Genomic DNA, 16,728 nt, shown 5'->3' with positions numbered 1-16,728 from the left:
AACCATATTAACAAAAATATAATAAATGAACCTTAAAAACAGATCAGAAGGGCAAATAACAAGAATGAAACACTTGAAACGTTTGCCCGTTTTTCATGGTTTCGAAAGTTGACTCGTGATTCGAAATATACATAAAAGGCTAAAATAACGGTGATCAGAATAATTTTCAAAAATGAAATTGATAACGTTAGGCAAAGCATTAACAGCAAGACGGAAATGATAATCATTGAGAGCTGGTTATTTTTCTTCATGAAGGCATAATAGGAAAAGAAAATGTTGGCGAAGATCATTAAGGTAATGTACATCAGCGAAACCAAAGAGAAATAGTGATGGTAGGAAGTGGTGTATAGCAGCACCAATCCCGTGCCGCTGATAAAGCCATAAATAATCCAGCGGCAGTGGGGTTCGTCAATAAAGTTGGCTATCAACAGCAGGTTTGCCAAAGCGAAATCAATCAAAATGAGCCAGACGTTGACACTAGGTGTGTCCAAATAGAGGGATGCAAGTAGGATACCTAAGACTACATCCACTCCAATCACGAACAACATATTTTTTTGTGGTTTGGAAATTTCACTCAAAAGTGCAGCAAAGGCCAATCCAATCAGCGTCAGGTGGAGCAATTTGGGATTGACGAAAAACATCTTCAGTGAAATATTTGCAAACAACATCCAGATAAACAGCATGGTGACAATCCGCAATCCAGACTGGATGAAGGCAGACCGATTAATATTTAACAAGATACTTTCTCCTTATCAGGCAGAATAAATATTACAAAAATAATCCTACTGGTTTTGTGGCCGATGGTCAACGGGCAGGAAAAATTAGGTTCCAAATGAAAACCATTTATGATAAGATTGTAGAGTTATGAGTTCCCGATAGGATTCACGTGATGCGTGAAGAAGCCTTGTAACCTTAAAAAACAATAGGGGGAAAAGAAAATGCGCGAAAAACATTTATTTACTTCAGAATCAGTTTCCGAGGGCCATCCAGATAAGATTGCTGACCAAATCAGCGATGCAATCTTGGATGCCTTGCTGGCCAAAGATCCGGATGCCCGGGTAGCCTGCGAAACATCGGTCACAACCGGATTGGTGTTTGTGTTTGGTGAAATCTCTACAACTGCATATGTTGACATTCAACAAGTTGTTAGAAATACCATTAAACGAATCGGTTATTCCGATGGTCGTTATGGGTTTGATGGCGATTCCTGCGGCGTGATCGTTGCCCTGGATGGACAGTCGCCTGACATTGCGTTGGGTGTTGATGATGCCTTGGAGCAGCGGGAAGGCCACGGCGATCCGTTGGACCAGATTGGTGCTGGTGACCAGGGTCTCATGTTTGGTTATGCCATTAACGAGACACCCGAATTAATGCCATTGCCAATTTCGTTGGCTCACAAGCTGATGAGAAAGCAAGCCTCACTTCGTAAGAGTGGGGAAATTGGTTATCTCGGCCCCGATGCCAAAGCCGAAGTCACCGTTGAATATGATGACAATGCCAAGCCCGTTCGGGTTGATACAGTTGTCTTGAGTACCCAACACGATGATGGCATCCGTTTGGACCAAGTCCGAAATGATGTTATCAATCAAATTATCAAACAGGTGATTCCGGCCAAATATCTGGATGCCAAGACCCGTTATCTGGTTAATCCAACCGGCCGTTTCGTTATCGGTGGTCCTCAAGGGGATGCCGGCCTGACTGGTCGTAAGATTATTGTTGATACTTATGGCGGCTACGCTCATCATGGTGGTGGTGCCTTTTCAGGCAAGGATGCAACCAAGGTGGATCGTTCGGCTAGTTACGCAGCCCGTTATATCGCAAAGAATATTGTTGCTGCCGGGTTAGCTAGTGAAGCTGAAATTCAGCTGGCATATGCCATCGGGGTTGCCAAACCCGTTTCAATCGATATTAATACATTCGGAACCGGTAAAGTTTCTGAAGAAAAATTAATTTCTGCAACCCGAGCATTGTTTGATTTACGGCCTGCCGGAATCATTAAGATGCTTGATTTAAAGAGACCAATTTATGAACAGACCGCTGCATATGGTCATTTTGGAAGAACTGATATTGATCTTCCTTGGGAGCATACAGATAAGGTTGATGCGTTAAAAGACTATTTCAAGTTATAAACAGCTGACAAGCAAAACGCCCTTGAAAATTCAAGGGCATTTTTTTGTTTAATTTTAAAAGAAAAGAGGTCATTTCATGACGAAAACAGCTACCAAAAGTAACGTAACTCTGGTGACAATCGCTCTGTTTGTTGCCACCTTCATGGCTGCCATTGAGGGCACAATTGTCTCCACGGCGATGCCAACGATTGTTGGTGATCTGCGTGGAGTTTCACTGATGAACTGGGTTTTTTCCATTTTTCTGCTCACCAACGCAATTGCGACACCCATTTATGGGAAATTGGCCGATAGTGTCGGACGTAAGCCGATGTTTATTGGCGGTATCTTAATATTCATATTTGGCTCGGTTATGTCAGGACTGTCCCACTCGATGGTTGTGTTAATTTTTTGGCGGGCTGTTCAGGGAATTGGTGCTGGTTCAATCATGCCGATCTCAAACACAATCATTGCTGACATTTATCCTTTGGAAAAGCGCGCTCAGGTGCTTGGACTCAATTCGTCCGCTTGGGGAATTGCATCAGTGATTGCGCCTTTGCTGGGTGGCTTTATTGTTGACCACTTAAGCTGGCACTGGATATTCTTTATTAATCTGCCCATCGGCTTAATCGTTATGATGATGGTTCAACTCTTCTTACATGAGGACAAACACCATGCTGAAAGTAAAATGGATATCATGGGAACGACCTGGCTGACAATTATGCTGTTGGCGGTTATGTACGCCTTCCAGTTGGTTGGTCAGGATCCCATTAACTGGCAGATTGTTGCGGCTTGTTTTCTTGTGACCATTATTGCCACGGTCATGTTTATCCGCACCGAACGGCTGGCTGCAGATCCATTAATTCCAATGGAACTGTTTGATAATCGGACATTTGTTGTTCAAAACATCGTTGTCTTTCTTGTCAGCGGTTTTCTCATTGGTTACGAAGTCTATTTACCAGACTGGACTCAGGGAATTTTAGGGTTGCGAGCATCAATGGCTGGCTTTGCGGTTACCCCAAGTTCTCTGATGTGGATCGTTGGCTCGTTCTTGGCCGGGAAGCTCTTGGCTCGAACATCACCATACCGGATTATTAATTTAAGCCTCTTTTTCATCCTGACCGGGGCAATCATCATGGTCTTAATTCCAGCATATACGCCGTTTGTGGCCTTCCTTGGGATTTCAATGATCTGCGGTACCGGATTTGGATTAACCGTCACTACATCGATTATTAGCGTCCAAAATGAAGTTAAACCGACCCAGATTGGTGTTGCAACATCATTTAATACGCTTTGCCGAACGCTGGGACAGACTTTAATGATTTCAATTTTTGGAATTGTGATGAATATGACCATGCTCAGAGGTGTCCGTCAGACAAAGGGCACTTCCCTGAAGATGATGGATAAGTTAATAAACCCATTAACTGCCAATGAACTCAGTGATAAAATTTTGCCGGCACTGCGCCAAGTCTTGTATGATTCATTGCATAATGTGTTTGTCGTCGGTCTGATTTTAATTGTGATTGCTTATGTTGCCAATCTTGCCGATCGAAAGAATAAAAAACAGCGAATCAATTAGTCGATTCGCTGGATTGCCATTAAGATTGGTGGAAAATGTTTTTGATTTAAAAAGCTGTATTTTAAAACACTGTATCGTTTTTGGTCTAGTTGACTGCCAAATTCGAGGACGGTGTTTTTTTCTCGTTCACCACCCGGGTGTCCATAGTAGGCAACGACTATGACGACACCGTTGTGACATAGATGTGAGAGGCAGCCTTTGATGGCGGCAATGGTAGTTTCCGGGTAGGTGACAATCGTTTTATTGCCGCCAGGTAGATAACCCAGGTTAAAAATGGCTCCAGAGATCATCGTTTCATCGGGCAAGACCTCGTCAACTTTGGCATGGCTGATGTTATATAAATAGATATGATCAGTTTCGACATGATTCTTTTTTAACAGAGCCTTCGTATTATTTACGGCTTCAGCTTGGATATCAAAGCCATAAACCGTTCCATTCTTACCAACCAAATTCGCTAAAAATAAAGTATCGTGGCCGTTTCCCGTTGTGCAGTCAATGACGGTATCCCCAGCGACGATCGATTCTGATAGCAGTTGATGGCTGAATTCCAATGCAGACTTGATTTTCATGAGATGCCTCCCGCAAATTTGTTAAAGATCCACTGTGAAATTAATAGTGTAACAGCACCCAGTGTCCAACCGCCAAGAACATCACTGGCGAAGTGGACACCGACATAAATTCGGCTGATACCGATGCCGATGATAACAATCATTAACAAGGCGTCTACAATCAGTTTTTGAGTGTTGGTCCTTAAAATGCGATTAGCAAGTAGAATCAGGCTGCCGGCAACAATCATAATGCTCATTGAATGGCCACTGGGAAAGCTGCTGCTATGGACGGCAACCATGTGGGGAAGTGTTGGCCGGGGCCGATTAATCAAATGTTTGATCAGTGTATTAACCGGACCAGCCAGGACAACCCCATTAATGAGTAAAAACAAAGCAGCCCGAACTTTCCGAACCAGAAATAGAATCAGCCCGGCTCCAACTGTAAAGCCCAACAAAGATTCATAATTGCCAAGCTTTGTTAAATGGACCATGAATGATGTCAAGGTTGGGGTGGTAAGGCTTCTGACGGCATGGCCAAAGTAACTGTCAAAGGTGCTGATCCATTCTTTATGGAAAAGAACCCCGTAAGTCAGAACGAGAAAAGTGAGCAAAGAAACCAATCCAACCAAGGTTGATAATTTTTGTAATTGTTTTTTCATGACTTCAACTCCAATAATAAAATTATAGCACGCTGGGCAGTTGTTTTTTAAGACCCGTTTTGGTATGATAATAACCAATAATTTCAATTTGTGAAAATGCAGAGACGAATTAGTAACCAACTGCCTGTTTTCCAGAAACTGAGTGGCTGCTGTGAACTCAGAACAGGTTGTGGTGAACTCATCGTCGAATGCTTGGTCGAACGAAGTAAGCTAAGCCGGTTTATCGCCGTTATTGATTCGAGTGCTCAAGCAATTGAGAATATAGGTGGTACCGCGTTAAATCGTCCTATAAGAAGCCCAGTGTGGTTTCTTATGGGGCTTTTTTCATTTATTGGGAAATATGAAAGGTGGAAGTTGCAAAATGGCATACAATCATGAGGTAATTGAGCGCAAGTGGCAGCATTATTGGAAAGAGCATAAAACATTTAAGACTGAAGAAATTGCCGACAAGCAGAAATACTATGTTCTGGACATGTTCCCATATCCATCAGGACAGGGACTTCATGTTGGCCATCCGGAAGGCTACACAGCTACTGATATTATGGCCAGAATGAAACGGATGCAGGGCAAGAATGTTCTTCACCCAATGGGATGGGATGCTTTTGGATTACCTGCAGAGCAGTATGCATTGAAGACCGGTCATAATCCTCGAGATTTTACGGCCAAGAATATTAAGACATTCAAACGACAAATTCGTTCGTTGGGATTCTCATATGACTGGGATCGTGAAATTAATACAACTGACCCCAATTATTACAAGTGGACGCAATGGATTTTTGAACAATTATACAAACGCGGACTCGCATATGAAGATAACATTGAAGTTAACTGGGCGCCAGACTTCATGGGTGGAACCGTTGTTGCCAATGAAGAGGTTATTGACGGCAAGACAGAACGTGGCGGCTACCCGGTATACCGGGTACCAATGCGTCAATGGGTGCTTCGAATCACAGCCTACGCTGATCGATTGATTGACGACCTGGATGATTTGGACTGGCCTGAAAGTATTAAGGAACAGCAACGCAACTGGATTGGCCGTTCACGTGGAGCCAGTGTCTTCTTCCAAGTAAAGGATCATCCCGATGATAAGGTTGAAGTATTCACAACTCGTCCGGATACTTTATTTGGTGCAACCTACATGGTTCTCGCACCGGAACATGACCTGGTTTCAAAGATTACGACCCCTGAACATGAGGCTGAAGTCAAAGCTTATCAAGATGAAGTATCCAGAAAATCAGACCTCGAACGAACTGACTTGAACAAAGATAAGAGCGGTGTTTTCACCGGTGCTTATGGTATCAACCCGATGAACGGAAAAGAAGTTCCGATCTGGATTGGTGATTACGTTCTTGAATCATACGGAACTGGTGCCATCATGGCCGTTCCAGCCCATGATGAACGTGATTATGACTTTGCCAAGAAATTTGATCTGCCGATTATTCCGGTGATTGAAGGCGGTAATACCGATGAAGAAGCTTACACCGGTGATGGCCCTCACTTTAACTCCGGTTTCATGGACGGAATGGGAAAAGACGACGCTATCAAGGCAGCTATCAATTGGTTGACGGACCATAAAGCCGGCCATGAAAAAGTGAACTTCCGACTTCGTGACTGGATTTTCAGCCGCCAACGTTATTGGGGTGAACCAATCCCCGTTATTCACTGGGAAGATGGCGAGACGACGTTGGTTCCGGAAGATGAATTGCCATTAAGATTACCTAAGGCCAAAGACATTTCAGTTTCTGGTGGAAAAGAAAGTCCACTTGCCAACTTGGACGACTGGGTCAACGTTGTTGATAAGAATGGTCGCAAGGGTAAACGAGAAACCAACACAATGCCACAATGGGCAGGTAGTTCATGGTATTGGCTTCGTTACATGGATCCACATAATGACAAAGCAATTGCCTCACCTGAAAAGCTGAAATATTGGTCACCTGTTGATTTGTATGTTGGTGGTGCCGAGCATGCGGTTTTGCATTTGCTGTATGCCAGATTCTGGCACAAGTTCCTTTACGATTTAGGCGTTGTGCCAACCAAAGAACCATTTCAGAAGTTGGTTAATCAAGGCATGATTTTGGGAACCAATCATGAAAAGATGTCTAAATCAAAGGGTAACGTCATTAATCCCGATGACATTGTTGAAGAATATGGTGCAGATACGCTGCGGGTTTACGAAATGTTCATGGGACCAATTGATGCTGCCAAGCCATGGAGCACTGAAGGTATTCACGGTGCCTACCATTGGCTGGATCGTGTTTGGCGCTTGATCATTGACGATAATAATCATTTACGTGACCGGGTAACGACAATTAATGACGGAACACTGGATAAAGTCTATAACCAGACAGTCAAAATCGTTTCCGACGACTTCGAACATATGCGATTTAATGTCGGTATTTCTCAAATGATGATTTTTGTCAATGAGGCCTACAAGGCTGACTCTCTTCCAATCAGCTATATGGAAGGGTTCGTCAAGTTATTGTCACCCGTTGCGCCTCATATTGCAGAAGAACTTTGGAGCATCCTGGGTCACGATGGCACCATTACCTACGAGCAATGGCCATCATACGATGCTTCCAAGTTGGTCGAGAACACTGTTCAACTTGTTGTTCAGGTTAATGGTAAAGTTCGTTCACATCTCAAAGTGGCACGTGATTTGGCTAAAGACAAGGTTGAAGAAGCAGCTAAGACTGACGAAAATGTTCAGAAGTATCTTGAAGGAAAGACGATTCGTAAAGTCATTGTTATTCCTAACAAGATTGTGAATATCGTAGTTGGATAATTGAATTTTTCAAAGTGAGCGGTTGAGGTTGTTAAACCTTAGCCACTTTTTTGATGGCCATAAAGAGTCAGAAAAACGGACGGAATCCAGATTTTGGATTCCGTCCGTTTGATGTTTTACTGCATCAATTCACTTGCTGAACTATCACGATAATTCTTGTCCCAGATGAACTCGGTTAATATCTTGTTGACCGCCATGTTGTTATTATGAAGCGCACTATGTTGGGCTTTCGGTCCAAACGCTACGAAGGTTTGGTAAAAGCTGACATGATCACGTAATACATATCCCAGAGACAGGGCAGAGGCGTTTGTAACGACGCCATCCGAGTTTGATCCGTCACCAAGGTTGCCGTAAATGTTCAACACTCTGGCTTGACGTGGGAAATTGTGCCGGAGCCGATAGAGCATTTGAAATTCAGGATGAATAATTTTCGGCTTACCTGTTGGAAGAATTTTATTTTTGTTTGGTGCATCATCCCAAAGCTGCATCAATGGTCCGGAAGTCGGCTGATTGGATTTATGGTTATCCATAATGCCATCGTATGGGCCCGCAATCACAACCAACTTATTAGTTCTTGGCAGGTCCTTTCGATTGCCGTTCAATAAGTTGTAATAGATAACTGCGTAAGCCCCCATTGAATGGCCGACAAAGTTTAGTTTGTTGACGTGATACTTGTCCTTGAGGAGTTTACAAACTTTGGTCAGCCAGCGGGCGTATTGAACCTCACCGGCACGGTTATTATCCATTCTGACCATAATGATCGGGTTGATCATCCATGGCTTGACTGTCCCGGTGACTGCCAATTTACCGTTTGACCGCACCCTGACAATCATTCGCCGAGAGGCAGCACCGCTTATTTCAGCTGCAGAAATCATATCTTTTTCTGAACGCAGGGTTGCTCCCCAGCCATGAACAAAAATCGTGGGGGTACTTGAATCAATATATTTAGCCTTTAATTGGTCTTGAGCATGCTGTGTCTGCCAGATATTGAAACCGAAACCCAAGATTATGAGTCCACCTATTAAAAAGTAAAGTATTCGCAAAAGTCTTGAGCGCCGATAATTTATCAACTAAGTGACCGCCTTATACGAGAATTTTTTATTTTTCGTTTAGCATAGCCATACATGAGTGACAAGGTGAATGAAATAATGACTGCCAATACTGTTTCCATGATGGCACCGTTATACCCGGCTTCATCAATGATATCAATGACTGCCTTATGCAGATACATGATTCCCAAAGTCTGTTGACCTAAGAGTTGAACAGGTTTGATCATAAATTGAGGCATGAATTTGCAGAAATAATAGCTGGCACTAAAGACGACTAAACAAACGATGATCGGGATGAATGTAATGTAGGAAACCCGAGAAATTGCAATGTGGTGATATGATGCGTGAATAATCTTTGACTTGAGGTAAAATGCAAAATTGAAACGATCCATATGCTGCATCCAAAATAACCAGACGGTCAGCATTGCAGCGGGGATAATGACCCACAAGTCTTTAACGAACTGCTGAATCTTATGGAAATAAAGATATCCAAACAACATAAAGAACATTGCGATGAATGCAACATCGAAATCCCATGGAACATACTTGTAGGATAGGAAATAAATGTGTTTATAACTGGTGGATACAATCAGTGCGATAAAGGCAACAATGATTTGAGCTTCCCGGTTTTTAACATATGTAATGACGATTGATGTGAAAACCAAAGCCAGCAGATAAACGTTGATATACCAAAAGACACTTAGATAATGGTTCAGGGTTCGACCACCATATAATAGGCGGGCAAAGTAGAAAATTGTATACGACCAACTTTCACCCCGAATAAAGTGTGATAGAAGGATTAAGAAACTACCACAAATTAAATACGAAATTAAAAGTGGTAAAATCCGTTTTTTGAAAAAGCCAAACCAATTGTTGTTAACGATTGGTTTTAAGAAGAAGCCTCCCATGATGAAGAAGATTGGCATATGCCACCAATAAAGAAAATGAAACATGGTTCCATGTCGTGTCATGGCGTGTCCAAATACAACCGCAACAATTCCGACTGCTTTGGCAACGTCAATCCACTCGATTCTTTTTTTACTCACAAGAATTTCACCTCGAAAATTATTAAGACCACATATAAAAATATTCTAGTGCATTTAGGGCACCCGTGACAATACTTTTTCATTACATCGTAAGAAAACATCTGATGCTTAAGTAATTTTTAATATATAAGGCGATGATTGCTATTACACGCCAACTTTATTAAAATGAAACGAGTGTCAAAGTATATGAAAGTAGGAACAACCATGATTGACAATAATCAAAACCGGTCTGAAAAATCTCGCGACCAAATGTTGTCCGGATCAGCTTGGATGACAGCCGGGAGCATTCTCAGCAGATTTTTAGGTGCAGTTTACATTATTCCATGGGGGATTTGGTTTGGAAATTATTTTTTCCGTGCCAACGCCCTTTATGGATTGGGTTATAACATTTATAGCTTTTTCCTGATTGCCGCGATTGCCGGAATCCCTTCCGCAATTGCCAAGCAGGTCGCTCATTATAACGCGCTCAATGAGTACGGAGTGGGGGTAAGGTTATATAAGCGGGGACTGGTTCTTGCAGTGGCAACCGGCCTCATTTGTGCGCTGATACTTTACTTTGGAGCACCACTGATTGATGGTGGCAATCCAAACGTTATTCCGGTTCTGCATTCACTTGCCTGGGCGATTTTGATTATTCCCACGATGAGCTTAACTCGGGGATATTTTCAGGGTTATCAGCAAATGGCTCCTTCAGCGATCTCACAATTTGTGGAACAACTTGCCCGGGTTGCCTACATGCTGATAACAGCATTCATTATGATGCAGGTGCTCCATGGCAGCTGGGTGCATGCCGTTGCGCAATCAACTTTTGCTGCATTTGTCGGAGCAGTAGCCGGTCTTGCAACATTGGGGGGTTACTATCTTAGGCGGCGAGAAGACTTTCACCATTTGGTTAAGCACAGCAATAATGATATCCACGTTGAAGCAAGACAATTATATCAGGAAATCATTGCCCAGGCTGTCCCATTTATCATTTTGGGTGCCGGTATTACAATTTTTATGCTGATTGATCAATTCACCTTTTTCAAAATTATGCGGGCGGCGACAAACTATAACTATGCGACCCTGTCCGATCTATATGCAATGTTCGCCGTTAATTCCAACAAATTGATTATGATTACCATATCGTTATCGTCGGCCTTGGCCATTACCGCTGTGCCAATGCTTTCAGAGGCACTGACTAATGGGGACAAGACAGAGATCCGTAAACAGAATTCTAATGTTTTAGCACTATTCATGTTTGTGATGATCCCAGCTGCCTTGGGAATGGCTGCGATTGCCGGACCGCTTAACCGGGTCTTTTATGGAACCACTCATCAGGCTTTGGGTGCCAACATTCTGACATTCTCATCGATTATTTCCATTCCGATGGGGATGTTTGTTGTGATATCGGCTGTGATGCAAGGCTTGTCTCAAAATCGGCGGGCAGTTAAATTCTTTGCAATGGGGACCGTGGTTAAGTTTATTCTTCAGTGGCCATGTACGTATTTTCTGGGTTCATTTGGTCCGCTGTTATCAACAGGAATCGGATTGACAGTTGCTAACTGGTTGATTTTGAGATACATGAATCGTCATTTTGGTTTTGAAAAAAATATGCTCGATATCGGCTTTCGAAAGATTGCCAAGTATTCTTTGTTTATGTATGCAGCCACGTTAATGACTGTTTACGGTTTGAACTTTATCGTCCAGTTGATCGGAAATCCATTTGGAAGAGTCATCAGCTTAATTGTGACTTTGATCGCTGTTGGAGTTGGTGGAATGATTTATATTTATCTATCCCTTAAAAGTCGGATTGCTGATATGATTTTGGGCCCAAGAAGCGATAAATTAAGACGTTTGTTAAAAATTGAATAATCAAAAACATCCTCCAGGATTTATTTCTGGAGGATGTTTGTCTATCATGCGCCAGTTATTCAGCTTGGTTCTTATGCATAAACTTAGGCAGGGACTCACTGATTTGGTGAGGCAGAACGACATATTGTTTTTCAGCCAGTTTATCGGCGATTGCACTATGTGAGTATACAGCCGCGAGAACAGCTTTTGGCGTATCTTTAAATTGAGCAGTAAAGCCACCAACCATTCCGGCTAGCGTGTCACCCATCCCACCGGTGGCCTGAGCAGGGGTTCCACCGGTATTTTCAAAGATGTCGGTTCCCTCATATACTTGAGTTCGGTGTGATTTGACCACAACAATTGCATGTAATTGTTCTGCAGCTTTTTGATTGGCGTCAGGAGTTTGATCGGCAATCTTGATACCTGACACTCTCTGCCATTCCATTTGATGCGGCGTTAGGATATTTAAAGAGTCCTTTGGCAACGGCAAGTTGTTAGATGCAAGTAATGTCAGTGCGGAGCCGTCAATGATCAACTTTTGCCCTTTTTTTACAATCTGAAAGACTGCTTTTAACAAATCGAATGCATGATTATCAGTTCCCAAACCTGGACCGATCACGATCACGTCGGCTGCTTCAATAATCGGTTTGGCGTGGTCGAATTGGTTCCAATCGACGAACATCGCTTCAGGCAGCCAGTCGTGGAGGCTTGTTTGGTTGCTGGGGTCGGTTACAGTCGTGACTAACCCGGCACCAGAATAAACTGCTGCCAGTGAGGCCATTACGATTGCACCACCAAAATTCTGGCTGCCGCCGATTAAGACAATCTTTCCGTATGTGCCCTTAAAGCTGTTTGCGGGGCGCTTTCTTATGACTTCATTGAGGATGCTTTTTGTGATTTTTTTAACTTTTACCATTATCAGATCTCCCATCAAAATCTGTACTCAACTCAATTATAGCATTCCAGCAATTGACAGATTAGAAACGTGTCCGGCATAGTGTGATAAAATTGAATTATAAGAAATGAACAGGAGCGAGACAAAATGACAGTTGATTGGAAAAAGAGTGCCCAGAATTATAAAGCTGACTACTTGAAAGATTTAAAAGATTTGATCAGTATCAACAGTGTCCGTGACGACGAACACAAGACAGATGAATATCCTTTGGGTGAAGGTCCGACTAAAGCGATGCTGAAATTTTTATCATTTGGTGATCGTGATGGCTTTACTACCAAGAATATTGATAATATCGTCGGTTATATTGAGTATGGATCCGGTGATCGGACCATGGCCATGCAAGCTCACGCCGATGTGATGCCAGCAGGAGATGGTTGGGACACCGACCCATTTACAATGATCGAAAAAGACGGCAAAGTATTTGGTCGCGGAGCTTCTGACGATAAGGGACCCGCATTGGCAGCCTATTATGGCTTGAAAATGTTGAAAGACAACAATATTGTTCCAAATATGAAAATTCGCCTCATTATCGGTACTGATGAGGAAAGCGAATGGACTGGAATGAAACATTACTTTGAAGTTGAACCGGAACCAACATTTGGCTTTTCACCTGATGCAGAATTTCCTTTGATTAACGGTGAAAAAGGGAATGCAACATACGTGACAACTTTTGGTCATACTAATGGTTCCGACTACACCCTGAGAGAATTCGATTCCGGCTTACGTCCAAATATGGTTCCTGGAAATGCTACCGCTTTAGTTGAAGTTAGTGATAACGAAAAGTTTGTTGATGCATTCACCGCTTTTTTGGATAAGAACCCACTTGCAGGTGATGTAAAAGCCACTGGAGATGGCGTAGCTCTTCACATTAAGGGAAAGGCAGCTCATGCAATGGAGCCTAAAAATGGGGTCAACGCGGGAACCTACATGGCTAAGTTCTTAAATGAATTTGCTTTTGAAGGTGCAGCGAAATCCTTTATCGCTTATCTTGCTGAGGACTTACACGATGATTCACGTGCTGTCAAAATCGGCGCCGATCATGTGGATGATGTCATGGGTGATGTCACAATGAACATTGGAATTATGAAATTTGATATGCAGCATGGCGGCAGTGTTAATACCAACTTCCGTTATCCAAAAGGAACCGATGATAAGGAAATTTTGTCCCATCTGAAAGAAGCTGCCGGCAAGCATGATGGTGAAGTCAAGGAAATTAACAACATGGGAACCCACTATGTTGATCCCAACGATCCGATTGTCAGCACTTTAATGAACGTTTACCAGGAACAAACCGATGATACCAAATCCAAACCAGAAGTGGTTGGCGGCGGGACATATGCTCGATTAATGAAACGAGGAGTTGCTTTTGGTGCTTTATTCCCGAACGCGCAAGATACCATGCACCAAGCGAATGAATTTCAGCCAATTGATGATTTGATCAAAGCAATGGCAATCTATGGTCAGTCAATTTATGAGTTGACCGCTAAGTAAAGACATTTGAGGTGGTACCCATGATGAGCTTTAATTATTCGAATATTTTAGTTGGAATTGATGGTTCAAAGACGGCTGCCAAAGCGGTTAGAAAGGCTGTCACAATTGCTGAGCATAACCACGCCAAACTGACAATCGTAGCGGTTATCAATGATCGGGAAATTCTCGGAGTTTCCAAGGCCGCTTTAATTGGGTTTGGAAACGCAAATCAGTCAACAATTGATGAAGTAACGTCACGATTCCAACGTTTGGTTCATAAATATGAGCTGTTGGCAAAAGACCGGGGCCTTGAAGTGAATGCTTTTGTGACGGCCGGCGATCCCAAAAACAAGCTGGCTCATGAAATTGTTGACGATGAGGGCATCGATGCTATCGTTGTGGGAGCCACTGGGGCAAACTTTGTTGATCGAATGACAATGGGTTCCACTGCAGCTTTTGTGATTGCCCAGGCCCCTTGTGATGTGTTTGTGGTCCATCGGGACTAAACGCTGTAGGGCATGAGTTGATTTCCAAACTGAATTCGATTCCAAATAATTATCTAAAAAAGCAGAGAAGTGATTTGGCCATTGATGGCTGAATCACTCCTCTGCTTTTGTGTGGAAATCATGATTCAATTTGAATTTTCAGGAGAATTTCTTTGTGGATTGTTAACAATCAGTGCCCATATACCGGGGATTACATAGACAAAGCTCCCCAGAAATGCCATCACAATCAATACGATGGGCCATACATAATTATTATTTGTATGAAGATGCCTAATGGCAATTGCTGCGAGAATTTGTTGAATCGTGTATAGGGCAGCGAAAGTCGCCAAGACAACCCAAAATAGGGATGAATCTGTCTGGGAATCACCAAAAAAGTATGAGATAAATGCAACTCCGATCAAGACAATCGTTACGAGCCACCATACAATCCAGCCACAAATCTGGGCTGCAGAAAGTTTCAATTTCTTTGAAGATGCCATTATTTCCTCCTTTTAACGTAAATAAATTCATTTACATTCTGTCCAAATTATAACATTATGGTTCAATTTAATTTGCATATGAGTTTGGAAAACGGTTATACTTTTCTGAGCGGGTCATTGAAAGATGACAATTTGAAGGGTGAGGTTTGTTCATGATCGACGTAGTATTCAACGATAGTTTTGCGGTGACATTGAAGCACTACTATCAGCAAAAAGGGATGGATCACAAGATTTTATCCATGCCGATGTATTTAAGCTTGGGGGACATCAGTCAGGGCTCCTTTGTGGAGAGTCGGAAAACTGTGTACAAAATTCAGTACGCGCATACCAGGGAGTCTGAGCAGAATACGGCCGAGGCAGTTACTCATCTCAAAAAAATGCTTAGAGCACTAAATGATGGGCTTGATCAGAGGGAGTCAATCCGAATTTGGTGGAGTGGCAACGCTGACGATTACTGTGGCTTTTTGTGGATATGCGACTATCTCTTCGATTATGATGTTGAAGCGGCGGCCATCCATGTTCCGATGGCATTTGCGACCTTGGACAACGAACTCCTGACAATTTCTGGACTGGGTGAAATAAGTGCCCCTGGAATTGATGAACTTAAATTATTCAACTATGAATCCAAGTTGCCGGAATCACAACGAGATGCCTATCGTTATTACTGGCAGCAGTTACGTGGGGAAAATAACCCGATTCGAACGATTATTAACGGACTGGCAGTCAGTCAATCAATTGATTTTTACGACCGGTTCATCATAGCTAATCTCAGTCAGCATCGATACCGGAATATTATGAGAGTGATTGGTGAAACACTTGGGAATTACCCATTTGTACCATCCTGGTGGTACCGGCATCGAATTGATTACCTGGTGTCTAAGGGCAGTATCGCGTTTAAGCCAGATGAACAAGAGATTGTGGGTCTTTCAGTTGGTAAAATTAAACTGAATGTAAAAAAATGAAGACAAATTTGCCTTCATTTTTTGTTATAGTGTTTCACTTTGCGGTTGGCGAATTTTATCCAAGGCATCGTCAATCTGGCGAAGGACGATATCAACGTTCTTCGGATCTGAAAGGTCATACTTTTGTAGATCGATTTTCATTTTAGGGCTGACATCATATTCTTGAAACCACTTTTTGTACGCTGCCCACATTTTGAAGTAATACTCCTGAAGGCTTGGATTGTCGTCAAATTGCTCGTAATCACGGCCGCGCTTCTTGATTCGGTGCTTGATAGTATCGAAGTCACTATCTGCATACACGAGCAAATCAGGGGCTTTCTTCGGCAGTTCATCCAATTCAGCCATCATGTTATTTAATAACTTGAGGTAAACGGAAAGTTCTGTATCCGTGATGTTTCCCTGGGCATTGTTTTCCCGGGTAAATAGGGCGTCTTCGTAAATCGAACGATCCAAGACATTATTGTCGTCATTCAGTGCCTGTTTGATCATAGAAAAGCGCTTGTTTAAGAAGTATATTTGAAGTAAAAATCCGTATTGTTTTGGATTAGAGTAATAAAGTGGTAGAACCGGATTATCACCAACGGGCTCAAAAAAAGCTTTTGATCCTAAATGCTCTGCAATTTTTCCGGTTAAGGTGGTCTTACCGACACCAATCATTCCTGCTGTTATTATCACCATGTTTGCCCCTCTTATTCATAAAAATTACAATATCTAGTGTACCACAAAATGTGGTAACACAATATATATAATATTTA

General features: G+C 42.5%; 15 protein-coding genes, 1 riboswitch and 1 other annotated feature. Of the genes, 7 read left to right on the top strand and 8 right to left on the bottom strand.

The features are described from left to right. Positions 1 to 32: 32 nt before the first annotated feature. Positions 33 to 737 (bottom strand): hypothetical protein, encoded by a 705-nt coding sequence (locus FD17_RS01045; RefSeq protein ID WP_057822862.1) that lies wholly within the window; start codon positions 735 to 737, stop codon positions 33 to 35. Positions 738 to 857: 120 nt separating this feature from the next. After that, positions 858 to 941: riboswitch (SMK box riboswitch) on the top strand. Between FD17_RS01045 and metK the strand changes: the two genes are divergently transcribed. Together metK and FD17_RS01035 are read left to right on the top strand one after the other, a co-directional pair. After that, positions 939 to 2,129 (top strand): methionine adenosyltransferase, encoded by a 1,191-nt coding sequence (gene metK, locus FD17_RS01040; protein ID WP_057822860.1) that lies wholly within the window; start codon positions 939 to 941, stop codon positions 2,127 to 2,129. Its footprint overlaps the riboswitch before it by 3 nt. A 76-nt stretch (positions 2,130 to 2,205) precedes the next feature. Continuing rightward, entirely contained in the window at positions 2,206 to 3,684 is a 1,479-nt protein-coding gene (locus tag FD17_RS01035) for an MDR family MFS transporter (RefSeq protein ID WP_057822858.1), read from the top strand. Here FD17_RS01035 and mnmM read toward each other — a convergent pair. Both mnmM and FD17_RS01025 read right to left on the bottom strand, forming a co-directional pair. Next, complete coding sequence (gene mnmM / locus FD17_RS01030) at positions 3,681 to 4,253, bottom strand: tRNA 5-(aminomethyl)-2-thiouridylate-methyltransferase MnmM (protein ID WP_057822856.1); 573 nt, start codon at positions 4,251 to 4,253, stop codon at positions 3,681 to 3,683. The genes FD17_RS01035 and mnmM overlap by 4 nt on opposite strands. Then, on the bottom strand, positions 4,250 to 4,891 hold the full coding sequence (locus tag FD17_RS01025; protein WP_057822855.1) for a phosphatase PAP2 family protein: 642 nt from the start codon (positions 4,889 to 4,891) through the stop codon (positions 4,250 to 4,252). Before FD17_RS01025 ends, mnmM begins: the two co-directional genes overlap by 4 nt. Positions 4,892 to 4,981: 90 nt before the next feature. Continuing rightward, positions 4,982 to 5,183, top strand: a binding site (T-box leader). Positions 5,184 to 5,252: 69 nt separating this feature from the next. Between FD17_RS01025 and leuS the strand changes: the two genes are divergently transcribed. Next, positions 5,253 to 7,673 carry a leucine--tRNA ligase gene (gene leuS / locus FD17_RS01020; protein WP_057822853.1) on the top strand — a complete coding sequence of 807 codons (2,421 nt, stop codon included), beginning with the start codon at positions 5,253 to 5,255 and terminating at the stop codon, positions 7,671 to 7,673. 116 nt (positions 7,674 to 7,789) lie between these two features. Here leuS and FD17_RS01015 read toward each other — a convergent pair whose 3' ends face one another. After that, entirely contained in the window at positions 7,790 to 8,677 is an 888-nt protein-coding gene (locus FD17_RS01015; RefSeq protein ID WP_420864813.1) for an alpha/beta hydrolase, read from the bottom strand. A 62-nt stretch (positions 8,678 to 8,739) separates the two neighbouring features. Beyond that, complete coding sequence (locus FD17_RS01010) at positions 8,740 to 9,768, bottom strand: acyltransferase family protein (protein ID WP_057822849.1); 1,029 nt, start codon at positions 9,766 to 9,768, stop codon at positions 8,740 to 8,742. A gap of 204 nt (positions 9,769 to 9,972) precedes the next feature. On the opposite strand from FD17_RS01010, the gene FD17_RS01005 reads away from it, so the two are divergent. Next, positions 9,973 to 11,622 (top strand): putative polysaccharide biosynthesis protein, encoded by a 1,650-nt coding sequence (locus FD17_RS01005; protein ID WP_057823157.1) that lies wholly within the window; start codon positions 9,973 to 9,975, stop codon positions 11,620 to 11,622. Positions 11,623 to 11,677: 55 nt separating this feature from the next. Here FD17_RS01005 and FD17_RS01000 read toward each other — a convergent pair whose 3' ends face one another. After that, a complete protein-coding gene (locus FD17_RS01000; RefSeq protein WP_057822846.1) occupies positions 11,678 to 12,517 on the bottom strand; it encodes an NAD(P)H-hydrate dehydratase in 840 nt (279 codons plus the stop codon). A 126-nt stretch (positions 12,518 to 12,643) separates the two neighbouring features. Here FD17_RS01000 and pepV point away from each other — a divergent pair, with 126 nt between their 5' ends. Beyond that, complete coding sequence (pepV, locus tag FD17_RS00995) at positions 12,644 to 14,047, top strand: dipeptidase PepV (protein ID WP_057822844.1); 1,404 nt, start codon at positions 12,644 to 12,646, stop codon at positions 14,045 to 14,047. A 20-nt stretch (positions 14,048 to 14,067) separates the two neighbouring features. Beyond that, positions 14,068 to 14,532: a universal stress protein gene (locus FD17_RS00990; protein ID WP_057822843.1), complete on the top strand. Its 465-nt coding sequence runs from the start codon at positions 14,068 to 14,070 to the stop codon at positions 14,530 to 14,532. Positions 14,533 to 14,657: 125 nt separating this feature from the next. On the opposite strand, the gene FD17_RS00985 is transcribed toward FD17_RS00990, so the two are convergent. Beyond that, positions 14,658 to 15,011, bottom strand: a complete 354-nt coding sequence (locus FD17_RS00985; protein ID WP_057822841.1) for a hypothetical protein — start codon at positions 15,009 to 15,011, stop codon at positions 14,658 to 14,660. Between the two features lie 152 nt (positions 15,012 to 15,163). Between FD17_RS00985 and FD17_RS00980 the strand changes: the two genes are divergently transcribed. Further along, positions 15,164 to 15,973 carry a DUF1835 domain-containing protein gene (locus tag FD17_RS00980; protein WP_057822838.1) on the top strand — a complete coding sequence of 270 codons (810 nt, stop codon included), beginning with the start codon at positions 15,164 to 15,166 and terminating at the stop codon, positions 15,971 to 15,973. A 24-nt stretch (positions 15,974 to 15,997) separates the two neighbouring features. On the opposite strand, the gene FD17_RS00975 is transcribed toward FD17_RS00980, so the two are convergent. Further along, positions 15,998 to 16,651 carry a deoxynucleoside kinase gene (locus FD17_RS00975; protein WP_057822836.1) on the bottom strand — a complete coding sequence of 218 codons (654 nt, stop codon included), beginning with the start codon at positions 16,649 to 16,651 and terminating at the stop codon, positions 15,998 to 16,000. Positions 16,652 to 16,728: the final 77 nt, after the last annotated feature.

This window comes from Lentilactobacillus sunkii DSM 19904 (assembly GCF_001435575.1).
Taxonomy (GTDB): domain Bacteria; phylum Bacillota; class Bacilli; order Lactobacillales; family Lactobacillaceae; genus Lentilactobacillus; species Lentilactobacillus sunkii.
This window is presented reverse-complemented; position numbering and strand designations above follow the sequence as displayed.

Excerpts from the sequence above, each read along its gene's own strand:
- metK (WP_057822860.1), top strand. The coding sequence starts at position 939 with ATGCGCGAAAAACATTTATTTACTTCAGAATCAGTTTCCGAGGGCCAT.
- FD17_RS01035 (WP_057822858.1), top strand. The coding sequence starts at position 2,206 with ATGACGAAAACAGCTACCAAAAGTAACGTAACTCTGGTGACAATCGCT.
- mnmM (WP_057822856.1), bottom strand. The coding sequence starts at position 4,253 with ATGAAAATCAAGTCTGCATTGGAATTCAGCCATCAACTGCTATCAGAA.
- FD17_RS01025 (WP_057822855.1), bottom strand. The coding sequence starts at position 4,891 with ATGAAAAAACAATTACAAAAATTATCAACCTTGGTTGGATTGGTTTCT.
- leuS (WP_057822853.1), top strand. The coding sequence starts at position 5,253 with ATGGCATACAATCATGAGGTAATTGAGCGCAAGTGGCAGCATTATTGG.
- FD17_RS01005 (WP_057823157.1), top strand. The coding sequence starts at position 9,973 with ATGATTGACAATAATCAAAACCGGTCTGAAAAATCTCGCGACCAAATG.
- FD17_RS01000 (WP_057822846.1), bottom strand. The coding sequence starts at position 12,517 with ATGGTAAAAGTTAAAAAAATCACAAAAAGCATCCTCAATGAAGTCATA.
- pepV (WP_057822844.1), top strand. The coding sequence starts at position 12,644 with ATGACAGTTGATTGGAAAAAGAGTGCCCAGAATTATAAAGCTGACTAC.
- FD17_RS00990 (WP_057822843.1), top strand. The coding sequence starts at position 14,068 with ATGATGAGCTTTAATTATTCGAATATTTTAGTTGGAATTGATGGTTCA.
- FD17_RS00985 (WP_057822841.1), bottom strand. The coding sequence starts at position 15,011 with ATGGCATCTTCAAAGAAATTGAAACTTTCTGCAGCCCAGATTTGTGGC.
- FD17_RS00980 (WP_057822838.1), top strand. The coding sequence starts at position 15,164 with ATGATCGACGTAGTATTCAACGATAGTTTTGCGGTGACATTGAAGCAC.
- FD17_RS00975 (WP_057822836.1), bottom strand. The coding sequence starts at position 16,651 with ATGGTGATAATAACAGCAGGAATGATTGGTGTCGGTAAGACCACCTTA.